Below are 19,761 nucleotides of genomic sequence, written 5' to 3'. Positions count from 1 at the left end.
ATGATCAAATGCCCGCGGGATGCCGGGCACCGACGATCGGCTCTGTCCCCGGTGGACCGACGCTGCCTAGGCTCGGAACCGGCGGCGGTGCGGTCGCCGACCCCGGTACCCGCCGCCTGCGTCCCGGCCCCGACCTGGCCGGACGCCGCTCGCGGACCACGATGGGGGCTGCCCGATGACCGACCGGCCGAACTACGTGCACGAGGCGCTGGAGCTGTTCGCCGGGTTCGGCGACCGGGAGGCGCTGGTCGGCGGTGGACGCCGGCTGACCTACCCCCAGGTGGCCGCCGAGGTGCGCGCCCTGGCCGCCGCGGTGCGCCGCAACGGCGTACGCCCCGGCGCGGCGGTGCTGGTGATGCTCGGCAACACGGTCGAGGGTCCGCTGCTGCAGCTGGCGCTGCACCTGCTCGGCTGCCGCAGCATGTGGATCGCCCCGGTCACCTCGCGGCGGGAGATCGACGAGTTCGTCGCGCTCGCCGCGCCGGAGGTCTTCGTGCACGACCCGCGCGACCCGTTGGGCGGGCAGCTCGCGGCCGGGCTGGCCGGCGTACCCGTGCTCTGCCTCGGTCCCGGCGGCACCGGCCCGGACCTCACCGCGACCGACGCGACCGACGTGGACCTGCCGGCCGAGGTGCCCGCGCCGGAGTCGTTCCTGCAGACCAGCGGCACCACCGGCACGCCGAAGCTGGTGCACCACCGGGAGAGCTTCTACCGGCAGGTGCTCGCGCTCGCGGCCGACTTCCGGGCCGCCGGTTTCCCGCTGCTGCGGCACCTGTCGCACTCGCCGATGTGGCTGGCCAGCGGCCAGGTCACCACGCTGTTCAACCTGTTCACCGGCGGCGTGCTGTTCCTGCGCGAGCGGTGGGACCCGGCCGCGTTCGTCGCCACCGTCGACGCCGAGCGGCTCACCTCCACGTTCGTCACCCCGCCGATGCTCTACGAGGTGCTCGACCACCCCGACCTGCCGGGGGCCGACTTCTCCGCGATGTTCATGTTCAACGTGGGCGCCGGGCCGGCCGCCCCGGCCCGACTGCGCCAGGCGATCGACCGGTTCGGCCCGTGCCTGCGCATCGTCTACGGGCTCAGCGAGGCGGTCGTCATCTGCGCGCAGCCCGGCCTCACCGAGGACCCGGAGCACCCGGAGCGGCTGCGCTCCTGCGGCCGCCCGTACGGCGACGTCGCGGTGGAGATCCGCGACGCCGACGGCCGGGTGCTGCCGGCCGGCGTCGACGGCGAGGTGTGGGCCCGTACCAAGCTGAGCTTCGTCGGCTACCACGGCCAGCCGGAGCTGACCGCCGAAACGCTCGTCGACGGCTGGGTACGCACTCGCGACATCGGCCACCTCGACGACGACGGCTTCCTCTACCTGGTGGACCGGATGCAGGACCGGATCCTCACCCGCCAGCGCAGCTGGCCGATCTACTCCCGGCCGATCGAGGACGTGCTCGCCGGGCACCCCGAGGTCCGCGCCGCCGCGGTGATCGGGGTGCCGGACCCGGTGGCCGGGGAACTGCCGCACGCGTACGTGGTGGCGGCGCCGGGCGCGTCGGTCACCGGCGACGAGCTGATCGCGCTGGTGACCCGGGAACTGAGCGAGACCTGGGCGCCGGGCGCGGTCGAGTTCGTCGACGCGCTGCCGCTGAACCGGTCCGCCAAGGTCGACAAACGGGCGCTGCGGGCCCGGTACGCCGCCGCGCACCCGATCGGCAGCCCGGCGTGAACCCGCGCCGGGAGTTGTACACCCTGGTCGGCGCCGACCTGCTGTCCAACCTCGGCACCCGGATCTCGGTGGTCGCCATCCCCTGGCTGGTGCTGGAGACCACCGGCAGCCCGACCCGGATGGGCCTGGTCGCGGCCGCGGAGACGCTGCCGTACATGCTCTCCAGCGCGCTCGCCACGCCGTGGGCGGACCGGTTCGGCGTACGCCGGACGTCGGTCTTCGTGGACGCGGCGAGCGCCGCCGCGATGGCGGTGGTGGCGCTCGCGCCCTGGCTCGGGTTCGGCACGCTGCTGGTGCTGGTGGCGATCGCCGGCGGGCTGCGGGGCATCGGTGACCGCGTCAAGCACGTGCTGTTCAAGCCGGCCGCCGAGCGGGCCGGGGTGCCGCTGATCCGGCTCACCTCCGCCTACGACGGGCTGGCCCGGGGCATGACGCTGTTCGGCGCGGTGCTGGGCGGGCTGCTCATCGACTGGGTCGGGTTGACCCGGGCGATCTGGATCGACGCGGCCACGTTCGCGGTGTGCGCGCTGCTGATCGGGGTGCTGGTCCACCCGCCCGCGCTCGCGCAGCCGGCGCCCCGGGAGCGCTACCTGCGGGCGCTGCGCGGCGGCTTCGCCTACCTGCGTACCGACCGGACGTTGCTGGTCATGCTGGTGGTGGTGTCCGCGTCCAACATGTTCGCCAACGCCAGCGTCGCGGTCTGGATCCCGCTCTGGGTGAAGGAGGTGCTCGGCGACCCGGCCGGATTCGGGCTGCTGCTGGGCGTGTTCTCGGCCGGCGCGCTGCTGGGCAACCTGCTGTTCACGCTGGTCGGCACGCGCCTGCCCGGCCGGGCGACGTTCGCCCTCGGGCTGGCGCTCAGCGGCGCGCCCCGGCTGCTGGCGCTGGCGCTCAGCGACGACCTGGTGGTGGTGCTGGTGGTGACGTTCCTGTCCGGCATCGGCATCGCGGCGGTGAACCCGCTGCTCGGCGCCGCGCTCTACCAGCGGGTGCCGGAGTCGTTGCAGACCCGGGTGCTGGGCATCTCCGGCTCGGTGGCGTTCCTCGGCCTGCCGGTGGGGGCGCTGCTCGGCGGCTGGTCGGTGGCGCTGCTCGGCCTGACCCCGGCGCTGCTGGTGATGTCGGTGGCCTGCCTGGTGCTCACCGTGGCTCCGCTGCTGTTGTTCCGCACCGCCGCCGACCGTCCGGCGCCGGAACCGGTCACCCCGACGCCGGCCTGACCGGACGTGTCGGTGGGTGGGCGTACCGTCGCGGCATGGCCACCTGGGACGACGTCCGGCGCATCGCGCTCGCCCTGCCGGAGACCACCGAGCGCGGGTCCTACGACGACCTGCCGGCCTGGCGGGTGCGCGACAAGATGTTCGTCTGGGAGCGGCCGCTGCGCCGCGCCGACCTCGACGCGCTCGGTGACGCCGCGCCCGACGGCCCGATCCTCGGCGTCCGGATGCCCGACCTGGGCGCCAAGGAGGCGGTGCTGGCCGACGACCCGGCGGTCCACTTCACCGTGCCGCACCTGGACGGCTCGTCGGTGGTGCTGGTCCGGCTCGACCGGATCGAGGTGGCCGAGCTGACCGAGCTGATCACCGAGGCGTGGTTCGCGCGTGCCCCGAAGCGACTCGCCGCCGCCCACCGGGCCGACGCCTGACGCCTTCCTCCACGGCGGCGCGTCGGCTAGCGTGCCGGGCATGCCATCGACGTTGACCGAGGCGACCGACCCGTGGTGCCTGCGGCCCGGTGAGGCCGCCGAGCTGCTGCGCGGGCATCCGTGGCACCGGTTCGTGGTGCTGGGCGACAGCGTCGCCGAAGGGCTGTGCGAGCCGACGGACGGCTATCCCGACGTCCAGTGGGCCGACCGGATCGCGGCCGAGCTGCGGGCGGTGCGACCCGAGCTGGCCTACCTGAACCTGGGCCGGCGCGGGCTGCGCGCGCACGAGGTCCGGGCCACCCAACTGGACGACGCGCTGGCCTTCGCGCCGGACCTGGCGCTGGTGGTGTGCGGCGGCAACGACGCGTTCCGCCCCGGCTTCGACCCGGACGCGGTCGACGCCGAGCTGACCGCGATGGTCACCGCGCTACGCGACGCCGGGGCGGACGTGATCACGGTGGGCATGTTCGACGTGTCGCACAGCCCGGCGGTGCCGGACACGTTGCGGGCCGGCCTGGGCGAGCGGATGCGCCGGCTCTCCCGACACACCCGTGCGCTGGCCGAGCGGCTCGGCACGCTGCACGTGCACCTGACCGAGCATCCGCTGGTCGCCGACCCGTCGCTCTACAGCGGCGACGGCCGCCACGGCAGCGCCCGCAGCGACGCGGTCGCCGCCGCCGAGACCCTGCGGGTCCTCGCCACCCGCGTCCGCGCTGCCCAGCGCGACGGCAGCCGGTAACCGCGTCCCGCCCGACCGTCGTCCGCGCCGCCTCCCGGACGGATCGCGTCGCTCGGAGTGATCGCGCAGCCCGGATCGATCGCGCCGTTGGGATGAGGCCGACCCGGCTGGGTCCGGCTCGGTCCGGCCGGGCCCGGGGTTGACTTTCCGGCCTGGCCGTGCCGGTCGCCGAGGAAACATTCGCTCAGACGGGCTATACCTCAGAGGCATAATTATGCCTCTGAGGTATAGCGAGCTAAAGGCATCTGCCCCGGGAGCGGGCCACGGACAGTGGTCGCCGCCGGCGTGCTCGCCGGGACGGGAGCGACCGAGGGGTGGCCGGGGGCCGGTCCGTCACCGGATCGGTCGCTCCGGGCCGACCCTGTCGAGGGCGAGTGCCATTGTTCTCGGTGCAGGGGCGCTTCGAGAACAGCGGCCGACTGCCGGAAGGGCTGCCCGCGGTCCCGACAGCACCGCCCGCAACTACCGGCCGATCCCCAGCGCCGGTCGAGGCCCAGCGCCGAGGGCCACTGCCGGTGGAGGGCCACCGTCGATCGAAGACCCGCTCGAGGGCCAGAACCAGGGCCGGGGCCGGCCAAGGAGTTACGGCCGGTCGGCGGTCAGGAGGCCGGTGAGCAGGGCGCGCAGGGTGCGGTCGAACAGGTCCTCCGCGGGCGGCGGGGTGGATCCCGGGGCGGCGAACGCGGCCGCCAGGTGCGGGTAGGCGGCCAGGTCGACGTGGTCGAACGTCACCGTGCCGGTGGCCGTCGCGGTGCGGGCGAAGAGCGTGACCACGCCGGTGACCATGGCGATCGCCTCGAACTTCGCGGCGGTGCCGGCCGGAACCGGGCTCAGGATGCGCAGGCAGGCGTCGAAGTGGGCGAGCGTGTTCGGCCCGGGCGCGGTGCGTCGGGTGAGCGCGTCGGCCAGCCACGGGTGCCGCCCGTGCAGCGCGAGCTGGCGGCGGGCCAGCAGGAGGAACTGGTCCACCCAGCTCCCGTCGTCGGCCGGGTAGGGGCGCAGCTCGCCCACGCACCTGTCGACCATCAGGTCCAGCAGGTCGTCCCGGGACGACAGGTGCCGGTAGAGCGAGCCGGCCGCCATGCCGAGCGCGCCGGCCACCGCGCGCATGGAGACCGCGTCCAGGCCGCCGGCATCGGCCAGTTCGACCGCGGCCGCGGCGATCTCGTCCCGGCCGTGCGTCGGAGTCGGGCCGCGGGTGCCGCGTACCGGCCGGTTCCAGATCGAATTGGTGGGTGCGCCGCTCACCCTCCCACTGTAAACTGCAAACGGCGTTCGCAGTTTTGAGGGTCGGAGGGGACAGTCATGCAGCGGATCACGGCGCCGGACGGCGCGCACATCGTCCTGCATTCCACGGGCACCGGACCGGGACTGGTGGTGGTGCACGGCGGCGGGGTGACGATCCGGGAATACCGACGGCTGGCCGCACGGCTCGCCGACCGGTTCACGGTGCACCTCTACAACCGGCGGGGCCGTGCGGACGCGCCGCCGCGGCGCGAGCCGTACACGGTGGAGCAGGAGATCGACGACCTCGGCGCGGTGCTCGCGCACACCGGCACACGCTGGGCGGTCGGGCACAGCTACGGCGCGTTCGTGGTGCTGCGCGCCGCGCTGCGACTGCCGCTGGAGCGGATCGCGGTCTACGACGCCCCGCTCCGGCTGGCCGGGCACGGCATGTCGATGGCGTTCCTCGACCCGGCCGAGGCGGCGGTGCGGGCCGGCGACCCCGCGCGGGCCCTGGCGATCGTGGCCGCCGCCGTCGACCCGCAGAACCCCGCGTCGCGGCTGCCGCTGGCGGTGCGCACGGCGATCACGCGGCTCTTCCTGCGCACCGAGGTCGGGCGGACGATGGGTGAGCTGGTGGGCATGACGCTCGCCGAGTCGCGGCAGATCGTGGCGCACGAGGGGCCGGCCGAGCAGTACGCCGGGATAACCGCCGAGACGCTGCTGATCAGCGGCGCCAAGGCCGCCCCGTTCTTCACCGAGATCAACGACATGCTGGCCGCCGTGCTCCCCCACGCCCACACCCTGCGCGTCCCCGGCAGCCCGCACAACGGCATCGCCGTCGCACCCCCCACGCTGACCACGCCCCTCGCCGCCTTCTTCACCACCCCCGGCGATCATGAAGTTGACGGCGACAAATCAGACGCCGAGCACCGCTAACTTCATGATCACCGAGCCGAGCCGAGCCGAGCCGGGCCGAGGCGGCCGGTCAGTCGGTGAGCAGGACGCCGGTCATGAGGACGCCCCGGGCCAGGTTGAGCACCCCCTCGCAACCGGGGTAGCCGACGCGCGCCAGCGCGCCGGAACCGGCGCGGCCGAACAGGTACGGGGCGAGGCTGTACGGGACGTCGGCGGTCACCGTCTCCCCGGTCTCGATCTGCACGAAGTCCATCGCCACCCGGTCCGCCTCGTGATAGCGCTGCAGGATGTGGCCGCCCGCGTCGATCGCGGCGCGGACCCCGTCCTCCCAGGCCACCGCGCTGCACTCCGGCCCGATCAGCACCCCGTGCCCGGCCGAGCCGCCGGCCGGCTTCGCCACCAGGTCGGCCTGCTCGGCGAGCGCCCGGTCCATCTGGTCGGCGGTGAGCGCGACGGTGTGCGGCACGTACCGGCGGATCAGCGCCCGGTCCGGCTCGGGCAGCAGGTCCAGGTCCGCCCAGAGCCAGGCGTAGTTCAGCTTGTTGCTGAGCAGCCAGGCCGCGCTGCTGACGAACATCGGCAGCGTCCCGGCCGCCAGCGCGCCGGCCACCGCGTCCAGGCCGGTGCTGGGGGTGACCCGGTTCGGCACGAAGAGCCGGAACAGCGCGTCCACCGGGGCGCCGCCGACGACCAACCGGCTCTCGTCGTCCAGCGTGGCGGTGGCGACCGGGGCGATGACCAGGTCGATGCCGAACCGCCGGGCCTGATCGGCCAGCGGGGACAGGATCCGGATGAACGTCTCCGGGTCGTCCAGCCCCGGATATTCCGCCTCGAAGTCCATCAGCAGCGCCACCCGGGCGCCGTCGGGCAGGCCGAGGCTGTCCCGGATGGCGACGAACCGCTGGTCCAGCAGGGACGGCGCGGGCCGGACGCCGTCGAGCAGGCCGTGCGCCTGGTACAGCTCCGCGTAGCGCTGGATGACGGTGTCGGCGTCGAAGCCGCCGCCGAGGCTGCTGTCGATGTTGTACTCCACGATGCACGGCACGCCGCCGGAGAACAGCACGTCCGGCCGGTACGCGGCAAGTAGCCCCTCGTGCAGCACCTCGTCCGGGTCGAGCAGCCGGGTCTCCCCCTCCGGCACGTCGAGCAGCCGGCGCAGCTCCCCGGCGGTGCGGGCGCGCCGCCGGCAGGCCTCCAGGATGAGCTGGACGATGCGGTCGCAGACCTCGTTCAGCTCGCGGAACGCGTCGGCGGTGAGCACCGGCGGGCGGGCCAGCCGCCACTGCTTGTTGTAGGTGGCCCGGCCGTGGAAGATCTTCTCCCAGGCGCCGGCGCCGGCCGTCACCATCGCCGCGCGGGTGGGCTCGGGCAGGTCGGTCCATGCCTGCCCGAGCGGCGGCCACGGGTAGTTCGGGTCCATCGTTCATCCGTCCTTGAGGGTCAGTTGGATGGCGGCGGTGAGCTGGTCGCGGCCGGGCTGCACGGCCCGGTCCAGGGCCGGCGCGAAGGGCAGCACGGCGCCGTCGGGCCGGGTGACGCGCCGGGGCGGGGCGGCCAGCCGGACCCGCTCCACCACCGTCGCGATGATCTCGCCGGCGATGCCGCAGGAACGGTTGCCGTCGTCGACCACGACCAGCCGCCCGGTGCGGCGCACCGAGTCGACCAGCCCGTCCCAGTCGAACGGGTAGAGCGTGCGGGGGTCGAACACCTCCACCGACGCCTGGCCGGCCAGTTCGTCGGCGACCGCGAGCGCGTCGTGCACCAGGTGCCCGACCGCGACCACCGTGACGTCGTCGCCCGCCCGACGGACCACGCCCCGGCCCAGCGGCACCGGCGCCGGTTCGGCCACGTCCTCGCGCAGGTCGAGCGCCCCGGCGGGGGCGAAGACCACCACCGGGTCGTCGCAGCGGATCGCGGAGACCAGCAGCCCGTACGCGTCGGCCGGGGTGGCCGGCACCACTGTGGTCACCCCGACGTGGGCGAAGAGCGCGTACGGGTGGTCGGAGTGCTGCCCGGCCCAGCCGGTGCGGGAGCCGGAACCGGGCACCAGGTAGGTGACCGGCACCGCGCACTGACCGCCGGTCATCAGCGGGAACTTGTGCGCGTGGTTGACGATCTGTTCGAAGACCAGGAACAGCAGCGACGGGATCTGGAACTCCACCACCGGGCGGGCCCCGGCCAGCGCCGCCCCGGTGGCGAAGCTGGTGAACGCCTGCTCGGACAGCGGGGTGTCCCGGACCCGCTCCGGGCCGAACTTCTTCAGCAGGCCGGTGGTGACGTTCGCGGCGGCCACCCGGATGTCCTCGCCGAGCACGACCACCGACTCGTCGCGGGTCATCTCGTCGGCGAGCGCCCGGGTGAGCGCCCTGCGGTAGGAGAGCCGGGGCATCAGCCACCTCCGGTCCGGGCGGTCAGCCCGCTGGCGTACAGGTGGTCCATGGCGGTCGCCGGGTCGGGGTGCGGGCCGGCCAGCGCGAAGTCGACGGCGGCGTCGAGGACCGCCTCGACGGACGCGTCGACCTCGGCCCGCACCGCCGCGTCGAGGCGGGCGCCCTGGATGTCGACCGGGTCGCGGGACCGGCCCTCGGCCACCTCCTCCGGCGGCCGGTAGTCGAGGCGTACCCGATGTTCGAAGGTGTGGTGGGCGTCGAACCGGTAGGTGTGCGCCTCGATCAGCTCGGGACCGCCGCCGGCGCGCATCCGCGCGACGGCGGCGGCGCTCGCCCCGCGTACCGTCTCCGGGTCCTGGCCGTCGACGGCGGTCGACGGCATGCCGAACGCGGCGGCCCGCCCGGCGATCGTGCCGGCGACCGCGCCGGCGACCGGCATGGTGGTGGCGTAGCCGTTGTTCTCGCAGACGAACAGCACCGGCACCTGCCAGAGCGCGGCCAGGTTGAACGCCTCCAGCAGCATCCCCTCGTTGACCGCGCCGTCGCCGAAGAACGTCGCGCCGACGACGTCGGCGCCGCGCCGCCGGCGCTCCCACACCGCGCCGGTGAGGATCGCGCCGGCGGCGCCGACGATGGCGTTGGCGCCGAGCACGCCGACGCCGAAGTCGGCGGCGTGCATCGACCCGCCCCGGCCCCGGTTCAGCCCGGTGACCCGGCCGCACAGCTCGGCGAGCATCCGGGCCGGGTCGGCGCCCTTGGCCAGCACGTGCCCGTGCCCGCGGTGGGTGCCGGTGACCAGGTCGTCGGCGGCCAGCGCCGCGCACACCCCGGCGGCGATCCCCTCCTGGCCCAGGTAGGGGTGGATGCCGCCGACGATCTCCCCGGCGTCGACCAGCTCGATCGCCCGCTCCTCGAAACGGCGGATCAGCCGGACCGTCCGGTAGAGCCAGACCGGGTCGGGTCCGGTCACGCCGGACGGCCCTCCTTGATCGCGGCGAGGATGTCGTCCCAGAGGCGGGCGCGGGCGGCCAGCGCGCTGTTGACCGTGTCCGCGCACTCCTGCCACTTGGTGTCGTCGTCGCCGCACAGGTCGGCGAGCATCTGCATGGCCATCGGGGTGTGCTGCTCGCCGTCGACCTCGATGTGCCGCTCCAGGTAGTCGACGAACGTGTTCAGCCGGTTGCTGCGTTCGTTGACGGCGACGACCTGGGTGAACATCTCCGGGATGAGATCCTCCCGGCCGAACGCGAACGCCGCCGCCTGGCAGTGCACCGGGGTGGTCTCGATGATGCGCCAGGTGGTGCCGGCGAACGCGGCCGAGGCCGCCGGCACCCCCGCCTCGCCGAGCGCCTCGGTGACCGGGCGGCCGGCGCGCAGCAGGTCGACCAGGCTGTTCACGGCGGTGGTGTCGGCACCGGCCTCGGTCATGCCGTTGACGTACAGCTCGAAGTGGCTGATGTAGCCCTCGCCCAGCTCGTCGCTCTCCTCCACCATCACGATGTCGTTGATGAGGCGACGGCTGCCGGTCGGGCCGGTGGGGATCCACGGCACCGTCACGCAGGTGAGCTGGCGTTGCAGCGACTTCAGCAGGGACATGAAGTCCCAGACCGCGAAGACGTGGTGCTCCATGAACGTGACGAGCGCCTCGTGGGTGTCCAGGTTGGCGTAGAGCGGGTGCTTGACCACCACGTCGCGGCGCTCGGTCACCGCCCGCTCCAGCCGCTCGATGCCCGGGTGCGTCTTCCCCCAGTCGTACCGTGACATTGTCAGCCTCCCTGCTGGGCGCGGTCGCGCCAGATGACCGGGCAGTAATCGGGGTCCGCGTAGTCCGGCCGGCCCTCGTGGGTGCGGCGGACCAGCACGTCGTGGTTGTACGCGGCGAGCGTGCCGTCGGAGAGCGGATACTCCCGCCAGGCGTTCGCGCCGTCCTGCAGGTGCAGCGAGATCGCCCGCCGGGGGCGGCCGCTGACGTTCGCGCCGCTGCCGTGATAGGTGCGGCAGTGGTGGAAGCTCATGTGCCCCTTGGGGATCACCATCGGGATCTTGCGGATCTCGGCGTGGTTGTACGCCGCGTTCTCGGCCAGCATCGCCTCGAGCTGGCCGCGGTCCCGGTCGGCGAAGTGCCGGACCACGGTGTCGTCGGCGCCGATCTCCCGCCAGCGGTGCGAGCCGTCGACCATGGTGATGGTGCCCATCTCCTCGCCGCAGTCGTGGAACGGGATGAACGCGGTGAGCATGTCCTCCGACGACGACGAGGCCCAGTAGTGCTTGTCGAAGTGCCAGGGCACGATGTTCGACGGTTCACCGGCGATCGGCGGCTTCCAGATCAGCGTGGACTGGAAGATCCGGATCTCGGTGGCCCGGGCCAGCCGGGCCGCTACCGCACCGATCAGCGGCTTGCGCAGGATCCGGGCGATGCCGTCGTGCTCGTGGTGGACGTAGTCGTTGTGCCGCTGCACGTCGCCGCGCGACGGCTCCCAGTAGGCGAGCTTCGGCGGGCGCACCGGCAGCCGCCGGTCGCGCTCCCCCGCGTAGTAGCGGTCCGTCGCCGCGACGAGGGCGTCCACCTCGTCGTCGGTGAACAGCTTCTTCGACAGGTACCAGCCGTGCTCGGCGTAGTGCCGGACGTCGTCGTCGGAGGGCAGCAGCGCCTCCTCCTCGACGGTCAGCCCGGGATCGATGGTGGTCATGCCGAGCCGGCCGGGCATGGCCTCACGGCCCTCGCTTCGCTCGGTGCGTTCACTCATGCCGAGCCGGCCGGGCATGGCCTCACGGCCCTCGCTTCGCTCGGTGCGTTCACTCATGCCGTAACCCCTCCGGCCGCGACGGCGGGGGTCGCCCCCGCCGCGGCCAGCTCGCGTTCCTTCGCCTCGTAGAGCGCCTTGATGTTGCCGCTGCCGAAGGTGCGTGCCCCGCGCCGCTCGATCACCTCGAGGAAGAGCGTGCGGCGCACGTGCATCGACTCGGTGAAGATCTGCAGGAGCTGCCCGTCGTGGTCGGAGTCGACCAGGATGCTCAGCTCGCGCAGCCGGTCGACGGGCGCGTCGAGCCGCCCGACCCGCTGTTCCAGGTCGTCGTAGTAGGCGCCGGGCGTGCGGGCGAAGCGCACCCCCCGGCCGGCGAGCGCGCCGACGGTGGCGACGATGTCGTCGGTGCGCAGCCCCAGGTGCTGCACCCCGGCGCCGGCGTGCCAGCGCAGGAAGTCCTCGATCTGCCCGGGCCGGGCGCCGGTGTCCGGCTCCAGCAGCACCAGGGTCACCTGCCCGGACGGGCTCTGCACCACCTTGGAGTTCATCGCCTGGCCGGCGACCTCGATGTGCTCGTCGAAGATCTCGGCGAAGCCGAACACCTTCTCGTAGTGCGCGACCGTCTCGTCGAGCTGCCCGGGCGGCACGCAGACCGCCAGGTGGTCCACCTCGGCGAGCAGCGCGTCGCCGTCCGCGACCGGCACCGGCTCGATCGCGCCGGGCAGGAACACGCTCCGGTCGCCGCGCCGCTCCACCAGGCGGTGCAGCACGTCGCCGAAGCCGCCGACCTCGGCGAGGACCACCTCGGCGTCCGCGCCGGTGTAGGTGCGCGGCGGCGTCACCGGTGTCGCGCCCCGGGCCACCAGCTCCGCGTACGCCCCGGCGGCGTCGTCGACCGCGAGGGCCACCACGGCGATGCCGTCGCCGTGCCGGTGCACGTAGGTGGCGGCCGGGTGCTCGGCGGACAGGCCGGTGGTGAGCAGCAGCCGGATGCCGGCCTGGGCCAGCAGCAGCGACCGCTGCCCGGCCAGCCCGGTCTCCGGGCCGCCCTGGCCGTGCAGCCGGAACCCGACCGCGTTGTCGAAGTAGAAGGCCGCCTGCCGGGCGTCCCCCACGTACAGCTCCAGATGGTCTATGCCGTTGACGTGCATGGCTTCCCCCTCTTCCCCCGTGGTCGAGACCCGGGCACCTCGCCCGGGGTGGAGTCCGGTCAGCCCTTCGCCGGGGTGGCGACCCGGCGCAGCAGCAGGCTGACGTTCTGGCCGCCGAACCCGAACGAGTTCGTCAGCGCATGGTCGGTGCGGGTGGGCCGGGGCACGGCGCGGACGTGGTCCGCCTCGCACTCCGGGTCCGGGTCGTCCAGGTGGTACGTGGGTGGGAGCAGGCCGCGCCGGAGCGCCAGCGCGGTGGCCGCCGCCTCCAGCACCCCGGACGCGCCGAGCAGGTGCCCGGTGAGCGCCTTGGTGGAACTGACCGGCACCCCGCCGACGCCGAACACCCCGGCCAGCGCGGTGGTCTCGGCGACGTCGCCGAGCTTGGTGCCGGTGCCGTGCGCGTTGACGTAGCCGACGTCGGCCGGCGTGATCCCGCCGGCGGCGAGGGCCTTGCGCATGCACGCGGCGGCGCCGGCGCCGTCCGGGCGCGGCGCGGTCGGGTGGTACGCGTCGGTGTTCGTCCCGTAGCCGGCGACCTCGGCGTAGCCGGTCACGCCCCGCGCCGCGGCGTGCCCGGCCCGCTCCAGCACCAGCAGGGCCGCGCCCTCGGCGAGCACGAACCCGTTACGCCGCTTGTCGAACGGCCGGCTCGCCTCGGTGGGCTCGTCCCAGCCGCGGGCCAGCGCCCGGGCGTTGCCGAACGTGTCGGCGAACGTGCCGAACAGCGGCGCCTCGCTCGCCCCGCACACCACCACGTCGGCTTCGTCGGCGCGGATGAGGCGTACCCCGTCGGCGACGGCCTGGGCGCCGGAGGCGCAGGCCGTGCCGACCGCTGAGCTGTAGCCGCGGATGCCGTGCGCGATGGCGATGCGCGCCGAGGGCATGTTCGGCAGGATGCCGGTGAGCAGGTACGGGCTGACCGCGGCCCGGCCCCGGTCGGCGCGGGCCAGGACCTGGCTCTCCAGGGTGGACATCCCGCCGACCCCGCCGACGATCACCGCGATCCGCTCCGGGTCGACGTCGCGCCCGACAGCGATGCCGGCGTCGGCGAGCGCCTCGGCGGCGGTGATCAGGGCGAGCAGCACGACCCGGTCGAGCACCTTCGTCTCCGGTCCGCTGGCGACGCTGCGCGGGTCGATCGGCGGCAGCACCCCGGCCACCTCCAGGCTGTCGCGCGCCGGGTGTCCCTCCGGGGGGCGGGACAACCCGGAGCGGCCGGTGAGCAGCGCGTCGAACGTCTCCGCCGCCCCCCGACCGGCCGGGGTGAACAGCCCCATGCCGGTGATCAGGGCGGTCATGACGGCACCTCGGTCAGGTAGCGCTCGCGCAGCGCCACCTTGCGTACCTTGCCGGTCACCGTGACCGGGATGTCGTCGGCGCTCACCGGCACCACCCGGTGCAGCGTGGCCGCGACGTCCGGGCCGAGCGCGGCGCGGATGCGGGCGGTGCGGTCCTGCGCCGGGTCGGCGCCGGCGGCCAGTTCCAGCAGCACGTCCGTGGTGACGCTGCCGTCGTCAGCCTTGACGATCACCACCGTGCAGTCGGTGACGTCGGCGCAGGCGGCGAGGATCCGTTCCTCGGACAGCGCGGTGAAGAAGCGCGTCCCGTCGGCCGTCTCGACCGAGTCGACCGCCCGGTCCAGGTGGTAGTAGCGGCCGTCGTCGTCGGCGTACACCAGGTCACCGGTGAGGTACCAGCCGCGCAGTCGGTAGCGGTAGGTGGTGACCGAGTCGTTCCAGTAGCCGCGGAACAGTGACGGCGAGTCGATGCCCAGCCAGCCGACCTGCCCGGCGGGCAGCTCGTTGCCGTCGGCGTCGAGCACCGCCACGCCGGCGAACCGGTAGGGGCGGCCGACGCAGCGGCCGTAGTGGTTGGTGTCCACGGTGTGCGTGACGTGGAACATCGAGTGCCCCATCTCGCTGGAGCCGAGCCCGTCGATGAAGACCGAGCCGGGCACCCGGGTCACCCCGGCGCGGGTCACCACGTCCCGCGAGCCGACCGCGACCAGCTTGCGCACGTGCGGCTCGTGCGAGCAGTCACCGGTGTTGAACCACAGCCGCACCGATTCGAGGTCGTAGCCGGACAGGTCGAAGCGGGCCAGCTCGGCCCAGGTCACCGAGAAGCCGAACACGCCGTCCGGGCGCCAGCGCTGGATCGCGTCGAGGACCCGTTCGCCGCCCTGCTCGGACAGGAGGAACATCTCGGCCCGGTTACCCAGCGCCTGGTTGACCATCAGCACGGTGGCGGTGTGCGGGGCGGGCAGCGCGTTGAGGATCCGGCGGGTGCCCTGGGCCTGCGGCATGGACAGCAGGTGCCGGGTGGCGGCGAAGAGGCTGGCGTGCGAGTGCAGCACGGCCTTCGGCACGCCTGTGGTGCCGGAGGTGTGGGTGATCACGATCGGGTCGTCCGGGTGGTGCCGGTAGTGGGCGGGCGCGCCGGCCGGGTCTCCGCCGCCGGCCGTCGCCGGCTCGCCGAGCAGCGGAGCGCCCAGGTCGTGCCCGGCCAGCGCGGCGGCGTGCGCCGCGTCGGCGAGCACCCCGGCGGCGCGCAGCCGGCGGATGTACTCGGCGGCGATCTCCGGGCGCAGCTTGCCGTTCATCAGCGCCGGGATCGCGCCCAGGCGGGTGAGCGCCAGGAACGACAGCACCATGTCGGCCGCCGCCGTGGCCCAGACCGCGACCGGGTCACGCCGGCGCACCCCGCGTTCGTGCAGCCAGGCCGCCCGGGCGGCGACCAGCCGGTCGAGTTCGCCGAGCGTCAGCGGGGTCTCCGCCGGCCGCCCGTCGACAGCGGTGTCGAACGTGAGCCCCGGGCCGTCCGGGTCGGCGCCGTGGGCCAGCACCCGGGCGAGCACGTTGCCCGCGCCCAGTTCGGTGTCGGCGGCCAACGCGCCGCGCAGTCCCTTCGTCCTCATTGACGTGTTCCCTCCCCCAGCAGCACCGCGGTCGCCTCGCCCGGCGTACCGTCCGGTGCCAGTTCGATCAGGATCAGCAGCGCCTGCGCGGCGTCGCCGTCGTGGCGTAACAGCTCGGCCTCGGTCTCGCCCTCGGCCCGCGGGTCGCCGGTGGGGCTCAGGCACACCACCGGCCCGTCCAGTCCCCAGCGCGCCGCGACGTGCCCGGCCACGCTGTTCGGCACCGACTGGAAGAAGAACAGCGGCCCGACCCGCCCGCCGGCGGCCACCGTCGCCCGCACGTGCGCCGCGGCAGCGGTGTCCCCACTCGCGCTGACCAGCACCACCGCCGTCCGGTTCCCACCCGGCAGCGCCCCGGAGGCGTACCGCGAGAGGCACCGCTCGGCGACCGCCACCACCAGCGGCGCGAACTCCGAGTGCACGAACCCCGGCACCCCCGGCGGAGCCCCGTCCCCGTCCTCGGGCCACCGCGCCTCGGCGAGCACCCCCCAGGCCGTCGATCTTGCAGTTGGTGCCCCCACGTCGGGGCTTTCGCCCGGATTGTCGGGGCCGAAACTGCAAGATCGCGGGGGTGGGGTGGGGTGGTGCGGCGGGGCGGTCACGGGGTGCTCACCAGGAGGGCGGTGTTGGCGCCACCGAAGGCGGCGTTCAGGGTCAGGGCGTGGGGGGTCGCGGCGGGGCGGGGGGTGTCGCGGACGACGTCGAGCGGGCAGTCCGGGTCGGGGGCCAGCCAGCCGGCGGTGGGCGGCAGCATGCCGTGCCCCAGCGCCAGCACGGTGACCACCAGTTCGAGCAGCCCGGACGCCTCCAGCGCGTGCCCGTGCACCGACTTGGTGGAGCTGACCGGCAGCCGCCCGGCCCGGTCGCCGAAGACACGGGTCAGCGCCGCCGCCTCGGAGGCGTCGCTGAACGGGGTGCCGGTGGCGTTGGCGTTGACGTAGCCGACCGCGTCCGGGGCCAGCCCGGCGCGACCCAGCGCCGCGTCGACCGCGCGGGCCAGCCCGTCCCCGCCGGGGTGCGGCTGACACGGGTGATAGGCGTCCCCGGCCCGGCCCCACCCGGCCACCGTCGCCACCGTCTCCGCGCCCCGTCGGGCGGCGGCGCCGGCCGACTCCAGCACCACCGCCACCACCCCGTCGCCGAGCAGCAGACCCGTGCGGCCGGCGCTGAACGGGCGTACCGCCCCGTCGGCGGCGAGCGCCCGACCGGCGTCGAAGAGCGCGTACTGGTCGGGTTCGACCAGGTAGCCGGCCGCCACCACGACCCGCTCCAGGTCACCCCGGCGGATCAGCACGGCCGCGTCGGCGACCGCGGTGCTCGCCGACACACACGCGGTGGTGTAGACCCGGGTCCGCCCGCCCAGGCCGCACCGGGCGGCCAAGTGACCGGCGAGCGCCGGCACCGTCGGCTCGTCCACCCCCTCCGGTACGGGCAGCGAGGGCGGCCCGCCGTGGGTGGCCAGGAACAGCGCCGTGCCCGCCCGGTCGGCCGCGCCCAGCCCGGCGACCCGCACCACGTGGTCGATCGCGTCGGTGAGTTCGTCGGCGAGCGTGCCGGTCTCCGGCAGGGTGGCGGCCACGGTGACCCGACGGCCGGTGGTGTCGAAACGGCGCACCGGGGTGAACGCCGGGGCGCCGGTGAGCACCCCGGCCAGCAGCGCGTCGGCGCCCCTGCCCAGGGCGCTGACCGCGTGCGTGCCGGTGATCCGTACGAAGTCCCGCTCAGCCATCTGCGGGAGCGGTCAGCGAGGTGTGGAGCACCGCCAGCGCGTCGTCGACGGTGCGGATGCCGGCGAGCTGGTCGTCGGTCAGGTCGAGCCGGCGGTCGTAGCGTTGTTCGACGAGGTGCACCAGCCAGGCCAGCTCCATCGAGCCGATCCGGTCCGGCACCTGGTCGACGGGTTTCGCGGTCAGTTCGGCGAGCATGCTCACCAGGTCAGCTCGCCCCAGGTCGGGCTGACCGGACATCAGGAGTGGTCGCTGTTCGCGGCGGCCCGGTCGGCGACCATGGTGGTGAACTCGCCGACGGTCATCAACGCCAGCTTCTCCGACTCGTCGTCGGCGAACTTCAGCCCGTAGCGGTCCTCGACCCGCACGGCCAGGTCGGCCAACGCCAGCGACTCCAGGTCGACGCCGGACGGGCCGAGGGTGGTGGCGTCGTCGATCTCCTCGACGTCGTAGTTCATGTCGGCGAGCTGCTCGATGACGAAGGTGCGGACCTCGTCGCGCATGGGTGGGACCTCATTTCCGGTGAAACAGTTACCGGTGCCCGGTCGGGACACCGTGTCCTTCAGGGACCGGCCGGGCCGCCGGCGTCGCACGGGAGCTGACGCGGCGGCGGAGCCGGCGCGCGGGTGGCGCGCCGCCCGGCCGGACCAGGGTGGGGATCGGGGTACGCCGGGGGCCCGGCGGGCGCCCGGTGGTCGTCGTGGTCGCGCAGCGGGCCGGTCACGAGACCGCGTCCCGCAGTGCCGGTACGGAGCGGACCAGCTTGCCGGTGGTGGTGCGCGGCAACTGCTCCAGCAGGTGCAGGGCGCGGGGCCGTTTGAAGCCGGCCAGCCGCTCGGCGAGCAGGCGGTCCAGCGCGTCCTCGGTCAACGCGCCGTCGTGCTGCACGTAGGCGCTGATCCCGTCGTCCCAGACCACCACCGCGGCGGTGACCCCGGGCAGCCCGGCGACGGTGGCCTCCACCTCGGTCAGGTCGACCTTCAGGCCGCCCACCGACACCTGCGAGTCCAGCCGGCCCCGGATGGTCACCAGCCCGGTCTCCGGGTCGACAGTGCCGGCGTCGCGGGTGTGCAGCCAGCCGTCGGCCCACCGGGTCGGGTCGGCGAGCCCGACGTACGGGTTCGCCGGGCAGCTGACCCACAGCTCGCCGTCCTGCTCCCGCACCCGGATGCCGGGGGCGGGCGCGATCGCCGGGCGGTGGCGCCCGTGCAGGTCGGTGCCGATGACGCCGACCTCGGTCATCCCGTACATGTTGCCCAGCGGGACGCCGTAGCGGTCGGTGAAGGCTCGGGCGACCGCGGCGGGCACCAGCTCGCCGCCGGTGGTCATCCGGGCGAGCTGCGGCAGCGGCCCACCGGGCACGGTGGAGGCGAGCAGCCCGATGTGGAACGGCACGCCGAGCACGGTGGCCGGGCTGTCCTGGGCGGCGACGGCGGCCAGCACCGCGTCGCCGCTGAGCCGCTGCGGCGGGCACAGCTCGACGCCGGCGTGCAGCCCGTAGAGCAGGCCGCCGACCAGGCCGAGCACGTGCACCATGCTGGGCAGCAGGATGATCCGCTCGCCGGGACGGGCCACCCCGTCGATCTCGGTGTAGCGGCGCACCTCGGCGACCAGGTCCTCGGCGGTGCGACCGATCACCTTGGACGGCCCGGTGGAGCCGGAGCTGAGCTGGATCACCGCGTGCGGGCTGCCGGCCGGTCGGTCGGACCAGGCGCTCACTCCGGCGGTGACGTCGACGAAGACCCGCAGCGCGCCGCTGCCGGAACGCACCGGGGCGACCACGACCTGCGGTTGGAGCCGGTGCAGCGCCCGGTCGACCTCGTGGTCGGTGAGCCGGTGGTCGAGCAGCACCGCCTGGCCGCCGGCGCGCCAGGTGGCGAGCAGGTGCGCCACGTACGCCAGCGACGGCGGCAGGCGCAGCGCGGCGGCCCCGCCGCGACGCAGCCCGGCCCCGGTCAGCCGTTCCTGCGCCTCGCCGACCAGCCGGCGCAGCGTGCCCCGGTCGACCGGTTCGGGGAGGCGCAGACAGACGTCGCTCGCGGCCCCGGCGAGCAGCATGTCGTCCACCCAACCCGCCGTCGACTGTGGATCTTCCGCCCCGGTCACGACCCGCCACCGCCCAGCCTAGAGATGCGTGAGACCCGCCCCCCGGGATGCGCTCTCCGATGGGCTCACGGCACCCTACGACGGGCCTTCTCTGCATCGCCAGATGCAAATGGCTAGATCCAAAACAGCGGCTGGGTGGATTGCTCAGGCTCGATCGGACAGGCAGGATCGGGCGCACGCCGGCTTGGTGGCCCGCCGGCCGCGCCGTCGTGCGCGTGTCGCGGACGGCCGGACGGTTGGGCGGTCGCCGCCCGGGGAACTCCGACGTCGGCGGGCCGGGGCGGCCCACCGACGTGGAGGGGGAAGCCATGCGCGGTCTCTACCTGGTCCTGCTCGTCGTGCTGGTCGTGGCGCTCGTCGGCCTCCGGTTCTGGCTGCCGGGCCGCGCCCGGGACGCCGGCCGTAACCTGCGCCGCCGCGCCGACGGCGAGGACTGAGCGACCCGGCCGGGCGACCGCACGGGCTGGTGGCCGGTCC

20 protein-coding genes are annotated in these 19,761 nt (G+C 74.3%); 6 read left to right on the top strand and 14 right to left on the bottom strand.

All coding sequences use genetic code 11. The features are described 5' to 3' along the window. Nucleotides 1-175: 175 nt before the first annotated feature. Genes O7598_RS12390 through O7598_RS12375 form a run of 4 tightly spaced genes read left to right on the top strand, consistent with a single transcriptional unit; the run spans nt 176 to nt 4,104 of the window. Nucleotides 176-1,720, top strand: coding sequence for an AMP-binding protein (locus tag O7598_RS12390; RefSeq protein WP_269691476.1), 1,545 nt, complete (start codon nt 176-178; stop codon nt 1,718-1,720). After that, nucleotides 1,717-2,940: an MFS transporter gene (locus O7598_RS12385; protein WP_269691475.1), complete on the top strand. Its 1,224-nt coding sequence runs from the start codon at nt 1,717-1,719 to the stop codon at nt 2,938-2,940. The genes O7598_RS12390 and O7598_RS12385 overlap by 4 nt, the downstream gene beginning before the upstream one ends. Nucleotides 2,941-2,975: 35 nt before the next feature. Continuing rightward, a complete protein-coding gene (locus O7598_RS12380) occupies nt 2,976-3,365 on the top strand; it encodes an MmcQ/YjbR family DNA-binding protein (protein ID WP_269691474.1) in 390 nt (129 codons plus the stop codon). 40 nt (nt 3,366-3,405) lie between these two features. Then, entirely contained in the window at nt 3,406-4,104 is a 699-nt protein-coding gene (locus O7598_RS12375) for an SGNH/GDSL hydrolase family protein (protein WP_269691473.1), read from the top strand. 582 nt (nt 4,105-4,686) lie between these two features. Here O7598_RS12375 and O7598_RS12370 read toward each other — a convergent pair. Further along, nucleotides 4,687-5,352 (bottom strand): TetR/AcrR family transcriptional regulator, encoded by a 666-nt coding sequence (locus tag O7598_RS12370; RefSeq protein ID WP_269691472.1) that lies wholly within the window; start codon nt 5,350-5,352, stop codon nt 4,687-4,689. Between the two features lie 57 nt (nt 5,353-5,409). Between O7598_RS12370 and O7598_RS12365 the strand changes: the two genes are divergently transcribed. Beyond that, nucleotides 5,410-6,267 (top strand): alpha/beta fold hydrolase, encoded by an 858-nt coding sequence (locus O7598_RS12365; RefSeq protein WP_269691471.1) that lies wholly within the window; start codon nt 5,410-5,412, stop codon nt 6,265-6,267. Nucleotides 6,268-6,316: 49 nt separating this feature from the next. Here the strand turns inward: O7598_RS12365 and O7598_RS12360 are convergent, their stop codons facing one another. The 13 genes from O7598_RS12360 to O7598_RS12300 all read right to left on the bottom strand — a co-directional run bounded on the left by O7598_RS12360 (nt 6,317) and on the right by O7598_RS12300 (nt 19,236). Further along, complete coding sequence (locus O7598_RS12360) at nt 6,317-7,666, bottom strand: hypothetical protein (protein WP_269691470.1); 1,350 nt, start codon at nt 7,664-7,666, stop codon at nt 6,317-6,319. A 3-nt stretch (nt 7,667-7,669) separates the two neighbouring features. Beyond that, on the bottom strand, nt 7,670-8,635 hold the full coding sequence (locus tag O7598_RS12355; protein ID WP_269691469.1) for an alpha-ketoacid dehydrogenase subunit beta: 966 nt from the start codon (nt 8,633-8,635) through the stop codon (nt 7,670-7,672). Beyond that, complete coding sequence (locus tag O7598_RS12350) at nt 8,635-9,606, bottom strand: thiamine pyrophosphate-dependent dehydrogenase E1 component subunit alpha (RefSeq protein WP_269691468.1); 972 nt, start codon at nt 9,604-9,606, stop codon at nt 8,635-8,637. The genes O7598_RS12355 and O7598_RS12350 overlap by 1 nt, the downstream gene beginning before the upstream one ends. After that, nucleotides 9,603-10,400, bottom strand: coding sequence for a DUF3050 domain-containing protein (locus O7598_RS12345; RefSeq protein ID WP_269691467.1), 798 nt, complete (start codon nt 10,398-10,400; stop codon nt 9,603-9,605). Before O7598_RS12345 ends, O7598_RS12350 begins: the two co-directional genes overlap by 4 nt. 2 nt (nt 10,401-10,402) lie before the next feature. Beyond that, on the bottom strand, nt 10,403-11,326 hold the full coding sequence (locus O7598_RS12340; RefSeq protein WP_269694852.1) for a phytanoyl-CoA dioxygenase family protein: 924 nt from the start codon (nt 11,324-11,326) through the stop codon (nt 10,403-10,405). A 110-nt stretch (nt 11,327-11,436) separates the two neighbouring features. Then, nucleotides 11,437-12,534, bottom strand: coding sequence for a 4-hydroxyphenylpyruvate dioxygenase (hppD, locus tag O7598_RS12335; RefSeq protein ID WP_269691466.1), 1,098 nt, complete (start codon nt 12,532-12,534; stop codon nt 11,437-11,439). 59 nt (nt 12,535-12,593) lie between these two features. Further along, nucleotides 12,594-13,835, bottom strand: a complete 1,242-nt coding sequence (locus tag O7598_RS12330) for a beta-ketoacyl-[acyl-carrier-protein] synthase family protein (RefSeq protein WP_269691465.1) — start codon at nt 13,833-13,835, stop codon at nt 12,594-12,596. Next, the gene (locus O7598_RS12325) at nt 13,832-15,451 is read right to left on the bottom strand and encodes a class I adenylate-forming enzyme family protein (protein ID WP_269691464.1); all 1,620 of its coding nucleotides are present in this window, start codon (nt 15,449-15,451) and stop codon (nt 13,832-13,834) included. The genes O7598_RS12330 and O7598_RS12325 overlap by 4 nt, the downstream gene beginning before the upstream one ends. Further along, on the bottom strand, nt 15,448-15,936 hold the full coding sequence (locus O7598_RS12320) for a beta-ketoacyl synthase chain length factor (protein WP_269691463.1): 489 nt from the start codon (nt 15,934-15,936) through the stop codon (nt 15,448-15,450). The genes O7598_RS12325 and O7598_RS12320 overlap by 4 nt, the downstream gene beginning before the upstream one ends. A 113-nt stretch (nt 15,937-16,049) precedes the next feature. Beyond that, nucleotides 16,050-17,180: a beta-ketoacyl-[acyl-carrier-protein] synthase family protein gene (locus O7598_RS12315; protein ID WP_269691462.1), complete on the bottom strand. Its 1,131-nt coding sequence runs from the start codon at nt 17,178-17,180 to the stop codon at nt 16,050-16,052. Further along, a complete protein-coding gene (locus O7598_RS12310; RefSeq protein WP_269691461.1) occupies nt 17,173-17,418 on the bottom strand; it encodes an acyl carrier protein in 246 nt (81 codons plus the stop codon). The genes O7598_RS12315 and O7598_RS12310 overlap by 8 nt, the downstream gene beginning before the upstream one ends. Then, on the bottom strand, nt 17,418-17,681 hold the full coding sequence (locus O7598_RS12305) for an acyl carrier protein (RefSeq protein ID WP_091056030.1): 264 nt from the start codon (nt 17,679-17,681) through the stop codon (nt 17,418-17,420). The genes O7598_RS12310 and O7598_RS12305 overlap by 1 nt, the downstream gene beginning before the upstream one ends. Nucleotides 17,682-17,898: 217 nt before the next feature. Next, complete coding sequence (locus tag O7598_RS12300) at nt 17,899-19,236, bottom strand: class I adenylate-forming enzyme family protein (RefSeq protein WP_269694850.1); 1,338 nt, start codon at nt 19,234-19,236, stop codon at nt 17,899-17,901. Nucleotides 19,237-19,592: 356 nt separating this feature from the next. On the opposite strand from O7598_RS12300, the gene O7598_RS12295 reads away from it, so the two are divergent. Further along, complete coding sequence (locus O7598_RS12295) at nt 19,593-19,721, top strand: hypothetical protein (protein ID WP_269691460.1); 129 nt, start codon at nt 19,593-19,595, stop codon at nt 19,719-19,721. The last annotated feature ends 40 nt before the right edge of the window (nt 19,722-19,761 follow it).

The sequence above is a fragment of the Micromonospora sp. WMMC241 genome (assembly GCF_027460165.1).
GTDB classification, from domain to species: domain Bacteria; phylum Actinomycetota; class Actinomycetes; order Mycobacteriales; family Micromonosporaceae; genus Micromonospora; species Micromonospora humi.
Note: the sequence above shows the minus strand (reverse complement) of the source record. Positions and strands in the feature narration are given on the sequence as shown.

Excerpts from the sequence above, each read along its gene's own strand:
- O7598_RS12390 (WP_269691476.1), top strand. The coding sequence starts at position 176 with ATGACCGACCGGCCGAACTACGTGCACGAGGCGCTGGAGCTGTTCGCC.
- O7598_RS12380 (WP_269691474.1), top strand. The coding sequence starts at position 2,976 with ATGGCCACCTGGGACGACGTCCGGCGCATCGCGCTCGCCCTGCCGGAG.
- O7598_RS12375 (WP_269691473.1), top strand. The coding sequence starts at position 3,406 with ATGCCATCGACGTTGACCGAGGCGACCGACCCGTGGTGCCTGCGGCCC.
- O7598_RS12365 (WP_269691471.1), top strand. The coding sequence starts at position 5,410 with ATGCAGCGGATCACGGCGCCGGACGGCGCGCACATCGTCCTGCATTCC.
- O7598_RS12360 (WP_269691470.1), bottom strand. The coding sequence starts at position 7,666 with ATGGACCCGAACTACCCGTGGCCGCCGCTCGGGCAGGCATGGACCGAC.
- O7598_RS12355 (WP_269691469.1), bottom strand. The coding sequence starts at position 8,635 with ATGCCCCGGCTCTCCTACCGCAGGGCGCTCACCCGGGCGCTCGCCGAC.
- O7598_RS12345 (WP_269691467.1), bottom strand. The coding sequence starts at position 10,400 with ATGTCACGGTACGACTGGGGGAAGACGCACCCGGGCATCGAGCGGCTG.
- O7598_RS12340 (WP_269694852.1), bottom strand. The coding sequence starts at position 11,326 with ATGACCACCATCGATCCCGGGCTGACCGTCGAGGAGGAGGCGCTGCTG.
- hppD (WP_269691466.1), bottom strand. The coding sequence starts at position 12,534 with ATGCACGTCAACGGCATAGACCATCTGGAGCTGTACGTGGGGGACGCC.
- O7598_RS12330 (WP_269691465.1), bottom strand. The coding sequence starts at position 13,835 with ATGACCGCCCTGATCACCGGCATGGGGCTGTTCACCCCGGCCGGTCGG.
- O7598_RS12325 (WP_269691464.1), bottom strand. The coding sequence starts at position 15,451 with ATGAGGACGAAGGGACTGCGCGGCGCGTTGGCCGCCGACACCGAACTG.
- O7598_RS12315 (WP_269691462.1), bottom strand. The coding sequence starts at position 17,180 with ATGGCTGAGCGGGACTTCGTACGGATCACCGGCACGCACGCGGTCAGC.
- O7598_RS12310 (WP_269691461.1), bottom strand. The coding sequence starts at position 17,418 with ATGTCCGGTCAGCCCGACCTGGGGCGAGCTGACCTGGTGAGCATGCTC.
- O7598_RS12305 (WP_091056030.1), bottom strand. The coding sequence starts at position 17,681 with ATGCGCGACGAGGTCCGCACCTTCGTCATCGAGCAGCTCGCCGACATG.
- O7598_RS12300 (WP_269694850.1), bottom strand. The coding sequence starts at position 19,236 with ATGCTGCTCGCCGGGGCCGCGAGCGACGTCTGTCTGCGCCTCCCCGAA.
- O7598_RS12295 (WP_269691460.1), top strand. The coding sequence starts at position 19,593 with ATGCGCGGTCTCTACCTGGTCCTGCTCGTCGTGCTGGTCGTGGCGCTC.